The sequence below is a fragment of the Halobacteroides halobius DSM 5150 genome, assembly GCF_000328625.1.
Classification (GTDB): Bacteria; Bacillota; Halanaerobiia; order Halobacteroidales; family Halobacteroidaceae; genus Halobacteroides; species Halobacteroides halobius.
Genome location: NC_019978.1, coordinates 72814 through 85496, shown reverse-complemented (window position 1 = coordinate 85496; position 12683 = coordinate 72814). Strand labels below are relative to the sequence as shown.

14 protein-coding genes are annotated in these 12683 nt (G+C 32.9%); all 14 read right to left on the bottom strand.

Annotated elements, in window-relative coordinates:
• Window positions 1–8 precede the first annotated feature (8 nt).
• The 14 genes from ltrA (HALHA_RS00435) to HALHA_RS00370 all read right to left on the bottom strand — a co-directional run bounded on the left by ltrA (HALHA_RS00435) (window position 9) and on the right by HALHA_RS00370 (window position 12672).
• Entirely contained in the window at window positions 9–1160 is a 1152-nt protein-coding gene (ltrA, locus tag HALHA_RS00435; protein WP_015325832.1) for a group II intron reverse transcriptase/maturase, read from the bottom strand.
• A gap of 955 nt (window positions 1161–2115) precedes the next feature.
• Complete coding sequence (gene ltrA, locus HALHA_RS00430; RefSeq protein ID WP_015326122.1) at window positions 2116–3267, bottom strand: group II intron reverse transcriptase/maturase; 1152 nt, start codon at window positions 3265–3267, stop codon at window positions 2116–2118.
• Window positions 3268–4101: 834 nt separating this feature from the next.
• A complete protein-coding gene (locus tag HALHA_RS00425) occupies window positions 4102–4371 on the bottom strand; it encodes a Veg family protein (RefSeq protein WP_015325830.1) in 270 nt (89 codons plus the stop codon).
• A gap of 159 nt (window positions 4372–4530) precedes the next feature.
• Window positions 4531–4872 carry a hypothetical protein gene (locus tag HALHA_RS00420; RefSeq protein ID WP_156801193.1) on the bottom strand — a complete coding sequence of 114 codons (342 nt, stop codon included), beginning with the start codon at window positions 4870–4872 and terminating at the stop codon, window positions 4531–4533.
• Window positions 4824–5117, bottom strand: a complete 294-nt coding sequence (locus HALHA_RS00415) for a hypothetical protein (protein WP_041607579.1) — start codon at window positions 5115–5117, stop codon at window positions 4824–4826. Before HALHA_RS00415 ends, HALHA_RS00420 begins: the two co-directional genes overlap by 49 nt.
• Window positions 5114–5359: a hypothetical protein gene (locus HALHA_RS00410; protein WP_169314482.1), complete on the bottom strand. Its 246-nt coding sequence runs from the start codon at window positions 5357–5359 to the stop codon at window positions 5114–5116. The genes HALHA_RS00415 and HALHA_RS00410 overlap by 4 nt, the downstream gene beginning before the upstream one ends.
• A gap of 37 nt (window positions 5360–5396) precedes the next feature.
• Entirely contained in the window at window positions 5397–5798 is a 402-nt protein-coding gene (locus HALHA_RS00405; protein WP_041607575.1) for a hypothetical protein, read from the bottom strand.
• A 189-nt stretch (window positions 5799–5987) separates the two neighbouring features.
• A complete protein-coding gene (gene rsmA / locus HALHA_RS00400; RefSeq protein WP_015325829.1) occupies window positions 5988–6845 on the bottom strand; it encodes a 16S rRNA (adenine(1518)-N(6)/adenine(1519)-N(6))-dimethyltransferase RsmA in 858 nt (285 codons plus the stop codon).
• A complete protein-coding gene (gene rnmV, locus HALHA_RS00395) occupies window positions 6832–7389 on the bottom strand; it encodes a ribonuclease M5 (protein WP_015325828.1) in 558 nt (185 codons plus the stop codon). Before rnmV ends, rsmA begins: the two co-directional genes overlap by 14 nt.
• The gene (locus tag HALHA_RS00390) at window positions 7382–8404 is read right to left on the bottom strand and encodes a LacI family DNA-binding transcriptional regulator (protein ID WP_015325827.1); all 1023 of its coding nucleotides are present in this window, start codon (window positions 8402–8404) and stop codon (window positions 7382–7384) included. The genes rnmV and HALHA_RS00390 overlap by 8 nt, the downstream gene beginning before the upstream one ends.
• A 145-nt stretch (window positions 8405–8549) precedes the next feature.
• The gene (locus HALHA_RS00385) at window positions 8550–9425 is read right to left on the bottom strand and encodes a sugar ABC transporter permease (RefSeq protein ID WP_015325826.1); all 876 of its coding nucleotides are present in this window, start codon (window positions 9423–9425) and stop codon (window positions 8550–8552) included.
• A gap of 12 nt (window positions 9426–9437) precedes the next feature.
• Window positions 9438–10373 (bottom strand): carbohydrate ABC transporter permease, encoded by a 936-nt coding sequence (locus HALHA_RS00380; protein ID WP_015325825.1) that lies wholly within the window; start codon window positions 10371–10373, stop codon window positions 9438–9440.
• Between the two features lie 64 nt (window positions 10374–10437).
• On the bottom strand, window positions 10438–11748 hold the full coding sequence (locus HALHA_RS00375) for an extracellular solute-binding protein (protein WP_015325824.1): 1311 nt from the start codon (window positions 11746–11748) through the stop codon (window positions 10438–10440).
• Between the two features lie 345 nt (window positions 11749–12093).
• Complete coding sequence (locus HALHA_RS00370) at window positions 12094–12672, bottom strand: TatD family nuclease-associated radical SAM protein (protein WP_015325823.1); 579 nt, start codon at window positions 12670–12672, stop codon at window positions 12094–12096.
• Window positions 12673–12683: the final 11 nt, after the last annotated feature.

Genomic DNA, 12683 nt, shown 5'->3' with positions numbered 1-12683 from the left:
ACTCTTGTCTAAAGCACATCGGTAAGCAGTGATTCTAGTCCTAAATCTCTTAATATTTTATTAGGAAGGCGATAATTCTGCCCTTTCGCCTTCTTTCCTTCTATAAAACAACGTAATCTCATTCTTATCCAACCATCTAACCTTTTATATAGTCCTTTAACATTTCCTAGTAGAAAACTATTACCCCAACCTCTAATAATTAAATTAAGCTCATCAATCATTACAGCTACTCCTATTGACCTATTCCTTTTAGTTTTCTTTCTTACTTTGTCCTTGAAACTTTTAATAGAGCTCTCTTTTGGCTTTTTGTAATCACAATTATAAAATTTAAATTCTAGAAATTTAAATCCATCATTAAAATTCGTAATTACTGTTTTCCGAGGATGTAGTCTTAAGTTTAATTCATTTTCTATAATCTGGCGAGTTACTTCCAAAGCACGTTCTGCTTTAGCTTTACTCTTAGCCATAATTATAAAGTCATCGGCAAATCTAACTATCTTATATCCTCGACACCTCATTTTCTTATCAAAATGATGTAGGTAGATATTTGCTAAAAGTGGAGAAATTACGCCTCCTTGTGGAGTTCCCTCCGTTGTTTCTTCTCTTCCTTGCTCAGTCATGACACCTATAGTAAGCCACGACCTAATAATATCTAATACCCAACCATCACTTACTTCCTCTGCTATCAGCTCCATTAAAATTTCATGATCTATTGTATCAAAGTAAGATTTGACATCTGCGTCTAATACCCAATTATAACCTTGTTCTTTATATTCTTCTACTTTCTTAATTGCATCTTCGGTTGACCTATTAGGTCTAAAACCATAAGAACAGTCGCAGAATATTTCTTCAAAGTGTATCTCTAGAATCTGTTTCACTGCTTGTTGGGCAATTCGGTCTTTAATTACTGGAATACCTAGTGGTCTTTGTTCTCCATTTCCTTTTGAGATATACGTTCTTAGAACTGGTTGTGGCTCATATCTATCTTCTGTTAACTGGCGATATAAAGCACTCATATTCTTAGTGTAATTTTCTCTAAATTCTTCAACTTCTACACCGTCAATCCCTCCACAACCACCATTATTCAAAACTTTCTGAGCTGCACAATGTAAATGTCTTTTCTTAGTCACTAAATCTTTTATACTATATAGCGAACTAATTTTTTTTCACCTATCCTACCTCACGACTTACCAGTTCTTCCTATCCTGTCTTAATATCTAAACCCCTATATTCGTAGCATTCCTAAGCACGTCTTCTAAGCTCTCGCCAATCGCACCTCTTAGTTTACTACTACTTAGGTCATGGTTTTTCTTAAATTCATCACGCTTCCAGCTATGATTTTCTGTCCGCTATTTCTTTTAAGACTTATTGTCTTTAACAATGTTTAAACCATTTTGATTTAAATACCATCAACACTCAATTCTAAACTTCAATAACCTGGCTATCCTTCACTGTAATCAACTTTCATTGATTTTTTTTTTTTTTCACTACTATGATAGCTTCTGAACTCTAATATTTCATCGCTTTGACTTTCCCTATTCAGGTTATATCATCACTTATCTTTATAGATTTCTATAAAGACCATATTAGAGCATCCTCTGGTCACCTATGCTATATTCCAATCATTCCGACCATAATCACACTCATTAATCTAACATACTCCAATGGTCTGTAAGTCAGCTTTGGACTTCTCCATCCTTTTGGTAGATCGTCACTAATGAATGCCACCTTCGGTTCACATATTGTTCCGGACTGATTTTTCGCCTCAAACTCTTCAGATCACATCTCACGATGAACACCCTGTTACTGTTGGCTTCATATCCTGTTCTTTATTAACTTAGGTTGACGTTTGTTTTCTCCGTTTGCTCACCCATTTCGTCTGTGAGTGCCACAATATCTCAACCATATTATCCATTCTTCCAGAATAGGCAGGACTTACACCTACTATCATCATAGACTACAGAGCACACATAAAGTAGGACCAGCCTCACGGCTGGGACCTCTTGTCAAACTGCACGTACGGTTCTCCCGTATACAGCTTTCGGTCATTGTTGCTCCTTAACAGAGAGTAAGTTATCGTCTTTGTGTTGCCTCAAATGTATATTTTACTCTTGTCTAAAGCACATCGGTAAGCAGTGATTCTAGTCCTAAATCTCTTAATATTTTATTAGGAAGGCGATAATTCTGCCCTTTCGCCTTCTTTCCTTCTATAAAACAACGTACTCTCATTCTTATCCAACCATCTAACTTTTTATATAGTCCTTTAATATTTCCTAGTAGAAAACTATTACCCCAACCTCTAATAATTAAATTAAGCTCATCAATCATTACAGCTACTCCTATTGACCTATTCCTTTTGGTTTTCTTTCTTACTTTATCCTTGAAACTTTTAATAGAGCTCTCTTTTGGCTTTTTATAATCACAATTATAAAATTTAAATTCTAGAAATTTAAATCCATCATTAAAATTCGTAATTACTGTTTTCCGAGGATGTAGTCTTAAGTTTAATTCATTTTCTATAATCTGGCGAGTTACTTCCAAAGCACGTTCTGCTTTAGCTTTACTCTTAGCCATAATTATAAAGTCATCGGCAAATCTAACTATCTTATATCCTCGACGCGTCATTTTCTTATCAAAGTGATGTAGGTAGATATTTGCTAAAAGTGGAGAAATTACGCCTCCTTGTGGAGTTCCCTCCGTTGTTTCTTCTTTTCCTTTCTCAGTCATGACACCTATAGTAAGCCACGACCTAATAATATCTAATATCCAACCATCACTTACTTCCTCTGCTATCAGCTCCATTAAAATTTCATGGTCTATTGTATCAAAGTAAGATTTGACATCTGTGTCTAATACCCAATTATAACCTTGTTCTTTATATTCTTCTACTTTCTTAATTGCATCTTCGGTTGACCTATTAGGTCTAAAACCATAAGAACAGTCGCAGAATATTTCTTCAAAGTGTATCTCTAGAATCTGTTTCACTGCTTGTTGGGCAATTCGGTCTTTAATTACTGGAATACCTAGTGGTCTTTGTTCTCCATTTCCTTTTGAGATATACGTTCTTAGAACTGGTTGTGGCTCATATCTATCTTCTGTTAACTGGCGATATAAAGCACTCATATTCTTAGTGTAATTTTCTCTAAATTCTTCAACTTCTACACCGTCAATCCCTCCACAACCACCATTATTCAAAACTTTCTGAGCTGCACAATGTAAATGTCTTTTCTTAGTCACTAAATCTTTTATACTATATAGCGAACTAATTTTTTTCACCTATCCTACCTCACGACTTACCAGTTCTTCCTATCCTGTCTTAATATCTAAACCCCTATATTCGTAGCATTCCTAAGCACGTCTTCTAAGCTCTCGCCAATCGCACCTCTTAGTTTACTACTACTTAGGTCATGGTTTTTCTTAAATTCATCACGCTTCCAGCTATGATTTTCTGTCCGCTATTTCTTTTAAGACTTATTGTCTTTAACAATGTTTAAACCATTTTGATTTAAATACCATCAACACTCAATTCTAAACTTCAATAACCTGGCTATCCTTCACTGTAATCAACTTTCATTGATTTTTTTTTTTTTTCACTACTATGATAGCTTCTGAACTCTAATATTTCATCGCTTTGACTTTCCCTATTCAGGTTATATCATCACTTATCTTTATAGATTTCTATAAAGACCATATTAGAGCATCCTCTGGTCACCTATGCTATATTCCAATCATTCCGACCATAATCACACTCATTAATCTAACATACTCCAATGGTCTGTAAGTCAGCTTTGGACTTCTCCATCCTTTTGGTAGATCGTCACTAATGAATGCCACCTTCGGTTCACATATTGTTCCGGACTGATTTTTCGCCTCAAACTCTTCAGATTACATCTCACAATGAACACCCTGTTACTGTTGGCTTCATATCCTGTTCTTTATTAACTTAGGTTGACGTTTGTTTTCTCCGTTTGCTCACCCATTTCGTCTGTGAGTGCCACAATATCTCAACCATATTATCCATTCTTCCAGAATAGGCAGGACTTACACCTACTATCATCATAGACTACAGAGCACACAAAAAGACTCCTCATTTGAGGAGTCTTAAACAGTAATACAACCAATTTTCATTTGATTTTTCTTAATTTCTATTTCAACTGTTTCAGTAAGTACATCAGCATAACTATAAGACATCCGGCGAGGAGTTTGATTACCTTCCACCTTAACTACAAAGACTTTAGGGTAAGTACTTTCTAAAACCCCTTGTCGTTCAATAATTTTTCGCCGTCCTTGATTGGCTTTTAACTTAACTTCTTGCCCAACAAAAGAATCAAGATCAGACTTAATTTGCTTTAAGATGTTATTATCCCCCATTAGTGTCCCCTTTCGTATCATTGGAGTCATACTACATTATAACACACCTTTTAATTCTTTGCAAGAAATCTAATTATACCAGAAAAATATTACTCTGTCAATATATATAGCAATATAGAGTTTCCCCAAAATTATAATACCAGCAAGCCAACATTGCTATTATAGCAATAGTTTAGACAACATTAATTGTTGTGATTGTTGGTATTTGATATTTTTATTAATAAAACTTTGGATACCTGTTCGGGTTTTCTTGAAAATATTATAAATTCCAGTAGCTATTGCATAATAATCAAATTCGGGGATATCATAAATTCTTTCAGATAATTTAGTTATCCACATATTTAATTTAGTTTTATTTCGCTTTTCTGACAGCATAGCAATAAAACCAATTAAAATACTAAGTAGCAAATCCATAGTTCTAATACTATTTAAAGATCTGACTCTAATATTTTCTAAATTGAATTGTTGTTTTTTAAATCGAAGTATTCTTCTACTTTCCATCTTTTTAAGTATGCTTCAAATATAGTTTTAGTAAGTTTTTTTGATTCAGGAGCTAAATTACTAATTAATATCATAGGGGTTAGCCCAAGCCCTTTTACTATAACCATAGTTAAATCTTTATCTGGCATAGCAGGAAGTTTTATTTCAGCATAACTATACTTTGCTTTTTGGGGATTATTGTTTTTATCTTTAAAATTAGCAACATATTTACCTTTGTAAAACTTTGCTACATCTAATATATTCATTGTTTGCCCTTTATAAATAACATTTCTAGTTTTTTAGCTCTAATAACAAAATTACATTCATCATTGTTTTTTGTAAAATATTTATAAAAACGATTATTATCGTACCAACGATCTAAGGCATAAATACCTTGATTCCCAAAGTGTGATTTAACAAAATCAAGACCTTTGATAGTCTCTATATTCTGACTTTTGAATCCTTTTTCTTTAGTAGAATAAACCCGAAGAATATACAAAAACGGCATTCTCATGTTCTTTTGTTAATGATCCATTTCAAAAGTATCAATACCCATCGTTAATTTTCCCAGTGCTTCCATCACGAACTTGGTCTAATGCTTCTAATTTTTTGCTTGCAGGTTTAACTATATCAGATTTATCACAACAAAAAATTGTGTTTTCGTTAATGCATGTTTTAACTGAATTAATATAATTATTCATAACTGTTGATCTTTGATCAAAATTTTTACAATTGCGAGATAAACGATCAATTACTTTTTTTAATGTTATATCTTCTTTTAAAGCTCTAGAAATTTCACTTAATAATATAGATTGACTTTCTAATAGACCATATAATATTTGAAAAATGAATTTAGATTTTGGTTTTGATAAATTTTTAGTGATTTTATCTGAAAAAGTTGATAATTTTCGTTTCAATTGATAGATAAGTTTGGTATAATTAATCATGGTGAAATGACCTCCTATTTGGTTTTGGTTGCCAAACTAATTATACCAAATTTAGGAGTTCATTTCACCTTTTTTTATTTTAGAGCAGTTACTATCTGTTTTACCAAAAGTTATCCACAATTTTATTATCAATAAGTTCTAATTTATTATTTTTGAAAAAATGGGGAAACTCTACATATAGCAATTAACTTAGTTATACTTTAACTTAAATAAAAGATCACTTAATTGAGCAAATTGTTCTATATTTAATTTCTCTCCTCTTCTTCGCGAGTCAATCCCTACTCTCTCTAGTGCTTCATCTACTAAGTCACGACTCAAATCAATATTAGCTGCTTTACTTAAAGCATTTCTAATTGTCTTTCTTCGTTGCTGAAAAGAAGCTCTTACTACTTTAAAGAAGAATTTTTCATCTAATACCTCTGCTCTAGATTCTTCTCTAACTGTAAGTGATACTACTGCCGAATCAACTCTAGGCTGAGGAATAAAAACACTTGAAGGAACATTGAAGGCTATATTAGCTGCCGTATGATACTGGACTCCAATAGATAAAACCCCATAATCTTTTCCATCTTCTGGGCTAGCTACCATCCTTTCTGCTACTTCCTTTTGCACCATTACTACTATCTTATCAACAGAAAAATCTTCTTCTAGCAACCTCATAACAATTGGTGTAGTAATATAATAAGGTAAATTAGCTACTACTTTATAATTTTTACCTGCTAACTGATCAAAATCAACTTCTAAGGCATCACCATGCTTAATTTTAACATTATCATATTCAGCTAAAGTATCTTCTAATACAGGAATTAATCTATCATCTAACTCAACTGCTATTACTTCTCCTGCTTCTTTAGCTAATTGTTGAGTTAAGGAACCAATTCCCGGGCCAATCTCTACCACTGTATCATCTTTAGTGATATCAGCTACTCCAACAATATTTCTCAAAATATTACCATCAACTAAAAAGTTCTGTCCTAAACTCTTTTTTAAATTTAGATTATACTTTTGCAAAATTTCTTTTGTCTGACTTGGACTACCTAACTCCATTTTTATTACCTCCCATCTCTCGTTCAACAGCTTCTACTAATTCTTGTGGGCTAATCCCATAATTATTTAATCTACTTAAAAACTGCTTTCCATTTGCATAACCAATACCTAACCTTTTACCAACTAGTTCCCGCCTATTCTTGGCATTTTTATTACCTAATAGACCTAATTGAACTAAGTCTTGTTTATCAAATTGTTTCTGTCTAGTTTCATCCTCTACTTGAGCCTTATTTAAAGCCTCTCTAATCACTTGGGGAGGGGCATTCTCAATCCCAATATCTCCTGCTTCAATAGCTTCTGCTTGGGATAAATAAGCATCCTTACAGCCTGATACTTCTTGTTTAATTCTTTTTCTAATTAATTCACCTGCATGATCTGGGTCAGTAAAGATAATTACTCCTTTTCTTTCCTGGGCTAAACGAATCCTATCTAATACTTCCTCTCCCAAAGAAAAACCTCCTGTAATAATTAATTCTGCATCAACTGCTTTTTTAACTGCATCTACATCATCTCTACCTTCTACCACAATAACTTCTTTAATCATTCTTACCACCACAAGACTCTCTAACAATTAAATCAGTTGGTACTATATCATTACAATAACTAGTTACTTGTTCTGTAATTACTTGAATTAACAAACTAGTTGCCTTTCTTCCTAATTCATAAGTGTTAATATCAACAGTAGTTAAAGCAGGTTCAATTAATTCTGATAAAGGATTATTATTAAACCCAACTATAGCTATATCTTCAGGAATTTTAAAGCCTAACTCCTTAACTGCTTTGATTGCTCCATAAGCTATCCGATCATCAATACCATATAAAGCAGTCAGTTCAGGATAAGAATTGAGTAGATCTTTAGTAAATCGATAAGCTTTTTCTTGTTTACCACTTTCGATTTGTACTATATAATCTTGATTATAATCAATCCCGTGGGACTTAAGAGCTAATTTATATCCTTTTAATCGATCCTGATCAACTATATATTCTTCACTACCAATAAATGCTCCTATTTTATTATGCCCTAAATTGATTAAATATTCAACTAACTCCTTACTAGACTGTACATTATCATTATTAACCCAATAATTTTTATCTTCTTCTTCAGGTCTTCCTACTACTACAAAAGGAAAGTTCATCTCGTTTAATTTATCAGTTAACTTATCACTTTTTTTGGCCCTTAATAACAATAGACCATCCACCTGCTTTCCTCTAACTGCTCTTAAGGTAGCCTCTAACTCTCCTCCCTCTTCATCACCGGTAATTAATAATAAACTGTAACCATTTTTTTGAGCCATCGAACCAATTCCTCGTAAGACTTCGGCATAAAAAGGGTCTGCAAAAGCTTCCTCAGTAGAAGGGGCCATTACTAACCCTAATGTATTGGTCGTTTGATTAACTAAATTTTGAGCAATAACATTAGGATGATAGCCTATTTCATCCATTGCCTGCAAAACTTCCTCTCTGGTTTCTTGACTAATCCGTGGGTGATTATTAACTACCCTAGAAACTGTTGAAGGAGAAACACCTGCTTTCTTTGCCACATCCTTGATTGTTGGCATAACTATCTTCCTTCCCATTATTTATTAAAAATTATTTTACTTTTAAGAGTACTTTCTTTAATTACTATAATTGAATAAACTAACTAAATCAATAACTAAACAAAGAAAAAAGCCATAGACCAAAAGCCTATGACTTGATTATCGATTATCCTTTTACTCCTCCTAATGTTAATCCACCAACTAAATAGCGGGATAATATGAGAAAAACCGCCATTACTGGGACCATAATCAATACTGACGCAGCAGCAAAGTTGGCCCATTGGGTATTAAACTGAGATGCTAAATTTCTCAGACCTACTGGTAGAGTATATAAATTACTATCCGTCATTAAAATTCGAGCTACCATAAATTCATTCCAAGCTGTCATAAAAGAGAATAAAGCAGTAATTACTAAAGCTGGCTTAGCTAACGGTAAAATAATCTTATAAAAAGCCTGGAATTGATTTAAACCATCAACTAAAGCAGCTTCCTCCAAACTACCCGGAATTGTATCATAATAACCTTTCATCTGCCAAACACAAAGTGGTAAAGCAGTAGTAGAATACATAATTATTAAAGCTAGATGAACTTTAGACAGACCAATAAAAGGAATAATTATTTCTTGAGAAGTTAACCCAAATTGAGCTAATAATAGATACATCGGTAAAATTAACATCGTAGCTGGAAACATTTGAGTAACTAAAAAGAAAGTTAACCCTGCTTTTCGTCCAGTAAACTTTTTACGAGAAAAAGCATAACCTGCAGTAGTAGCTAAGCTTACTCCAATAATTACTGTAAATACTGTAACCAATAAACTGTTCTTTAACCAAGTTAAAAATGGCTTTTCAAATAATATAGTTTTGTAAGCCTCTAGAGTTGGATTGTCAGGAATAATCCCGATACTACTGGTATGAAGTGCACTAGTAGGCCGCAGAGAAATTCCAAATACTCGTAGAGCTGGATAAAGAGCAAGTGCTACTGAAACTAATAATATAAAATGAATAATAAATCTCTTTAGTTTACTATCTTTTTTAACTGACATTTTAAATCCCCCCTACTCTTCTCTAAGATGTTCAATAAAGATTATACTCCAGATTAATAAGATCAAGAAAATCACAAATGAAAATGCTGCAGCATACCCATAACGGTAATAAGTGAAGGCTGCTTTATAAACATAAGTTACTAAAATATCAATTTTTCCTGTTAAAGTTCCTGCTGTTAACATAAAGATTACTTTTAAATTCTTAAATGTCCAGACAACCCCTAAGATAACTGCTGGAATCATAACAGGCTTTAGCAGCGGCAGTGTAACATTCTTTACCTGTTGCCAATTGCTAGCTCCATCAATCTCTGCTGCTTCATAATAGTTAGGATCAATACTTTGTAATCCACCTAAAGCAATCATCATCATAAAAGGAATTCCTAGCCAAACATTAACTATAATTGCAGCTAAAAATCCAGTTGTAGGATCACTTAACCAAGCAATAGACTCAAAACCTAACTTATTTAACATTAAGTTAATAGCACCAAACCGATAATTAAACATACCCTTCCAGACTAAAATTACAATATATTGGGGAATAGCCCAAGGAATAACTAATAAAGTCCGATAAATTCCTTTTAACTTCATATCTCTATCTAATAAAATAGCAAGAAGAATCCCAAATCCAACGTGGCAAGCAACATTGACTACTGTCCAAACTATTGTTCTTCCAAATACAGTCCAAAAATCACTAGTAGTTACAACTTCAACAAAGTTCTTAAATCCGATATAATTTAAAGTACCATTCTTAATAAATGCTCGCATACTATACATATTTAAATCTGAAAATGCTAACTTTAAATTATAAAAGAAAGGATAAATAATAACAAAGAATACTCCAATAAAGGCTGGTAGTAACATTAAATAAGCAAATCTATTCTTTTCCCAAAATTCACTTAAGGAAAAATTTAAAATACCATTATCTTGCTTCTGAACTTCAGCACTCATCCAAACTCCCCCTTTACTATCTTAATAAAAAGATGGGGCATATTCCCCATCTTTTATTACTTTACTATTTCATCTGTTTAATTTTCTTTTCAGCAGTTTCTTGAATCTTAGCTGGTGCCTTAGCTGGTGCTAAATCTCCACTCATTACACTTTGTAAAGCTGGTCGAATAGCATCCCAAACAGCTCTCATCTCTGGAACTACAGGCATAGCTCTACCTTTTCTTAACTGCTCTCCAGATACTTTCATTACTGGATTATTTTTAATAACTGGTAAATCATAAACTACCTTATTACTTGGTAATCGTTTATGATGCTTAACAATTGTCTTCTGAGCTTCTTGACTAGTCATGAACTTAATGAATTTCATAACAGCAATCTGTTTAGCCTCTGGTAAACCAGACATCATAATTAAGCCAGCTCCACTAGTCATTGGCTGAGCATACTTACCTGTTGCCTCAAACTTAGGTAAGACAGCTACGCCAGCATCAATCTTTTCACTTTCGGTATAACCATTTAGAGCCCACACTCCATTAATAATAAAAGCAGCTTTTCCTTTTTTAAATAGACTATCAGCTACATTATATCCACACTCTTTAGGAATAATCTTGTGTTCAAATTCTAAGTCATGTACAAATTGCATAGCTTGCTTAGTTGCTTTGGTATCTAAAGTTGGATTATATTCTTTATCAAAGACCCAACCTCCAAAACCACCGTGAAATACAACCCACCAGAATGGTTCAGCTGAATTATATACTAAGCCATACTGATCAGTTTTCCCGTCACCAGTTGTATCCTTAGTTGCTTTTTTAGCTATTTTAATTAATTCTTCCCAAGTCTTAGGCACTTGGTTAACTAAATCTTTGTTATAATATAACATTAAGTGATTACCCATAGTAACTGGCACACCATAAACATTACCTTTTAAGCTCATACCTGGTAGTGCAGAATCAATATAACGATTCTTTAGCTCATCACTCATTAACTTATCTAATGGTTGCGCAATTCCCATTGCAGAAAATGGGCCAATGTGATCAAAAGGACTCCATACTACATCTGGACCCTTACCACCCATATAAGCAGTTTGAGTATTCTTTCTTAAATCCTCAATCCCCATATGAGTTCGATCAACATTAATATTAGGATATTTCTTTTCAAACTTCTTGATTAAAGGCGTCATTGTCTTTTTATCAAATTTTACTGATTCTTTCTCCCAAAACTTAATAGTCACTTGCTTAGATAATTCTCTTTTATCTAAAGCAACTGCTTTTTCTTCTGTGTCCTTTTTAGGTGCTGCTTCCTTATTGGAGCCACACCCGACTACGACTAAAGATAAAGCTAGAATAGCAATCAATACAACACTAAATCTTTTTTTCATTGATAGTCCCCCCTCAAATTTTTAAATTCTAAATAATAACCAACTCAATTCCCCATCTTATGTAATTATAAAATTATTGAGGAAACTACCTTAAGTTACTTAGTGCAAGCGATTCCACAATTAAAAAATAAAATACTTCCCTTATAAAATTATTAACTTATTCTCTAATTTTATTATTGACTTATTTCTTACTAAATTTATTATAACATATATCATCTGCATTTTAAACTAATTTAAGACTATTCTTATTAAATTATAATATAAATGCAAACGATTGCATCTGTTATAATATTAATTCTACGCTTTAGAGAAAATTCCTCCTTCTTTTTTAAATTAATTTAAAATCTAACGAATTCTAAATTCTACCTCTAACTGAGAAGCTAAATCCCTGCAAGCTTCTAAATCAATATTAGAACTACTAACGACTGATACAATTACCTTAGGAATTACCTTTTTGGCCTGCTTAATAAAATCAACTACTGCTGTAAAAGACTCTACACCAAAATCTGATTGACAAATCTCTTGGTATTTAGTAGCATTAGAAGCATTTAAACTAATTGAAATTATATCAATCTTTCCTTGTAACCTAGGTAAGATATTCCCTCTATGAATTAAATTAGCTTGCCCATTGGTATTAACCCTTACTAAAGTATCAGGGTAGTTATCTTGTAAGTACTGACTAATCTCCACTACAGCAGCAACTCTTGTTAGTGGCTCGCCATAGCCACAAAATACTACCTCTCCATATTTACTAACATCATCAAATTCAGCTATTACTTCTGTAACTGAAGGCTCTTCCTCAAGCCATAAGTCATATCCTCCTACTCCATCTTTAAAATTTCTGACGCAAAATTTACAGTCATTACTACAACGATTAGTTAAATTGATATATAATTTATCGCCTAATTGATAAGTAATAGTCACTTTAACGCCTC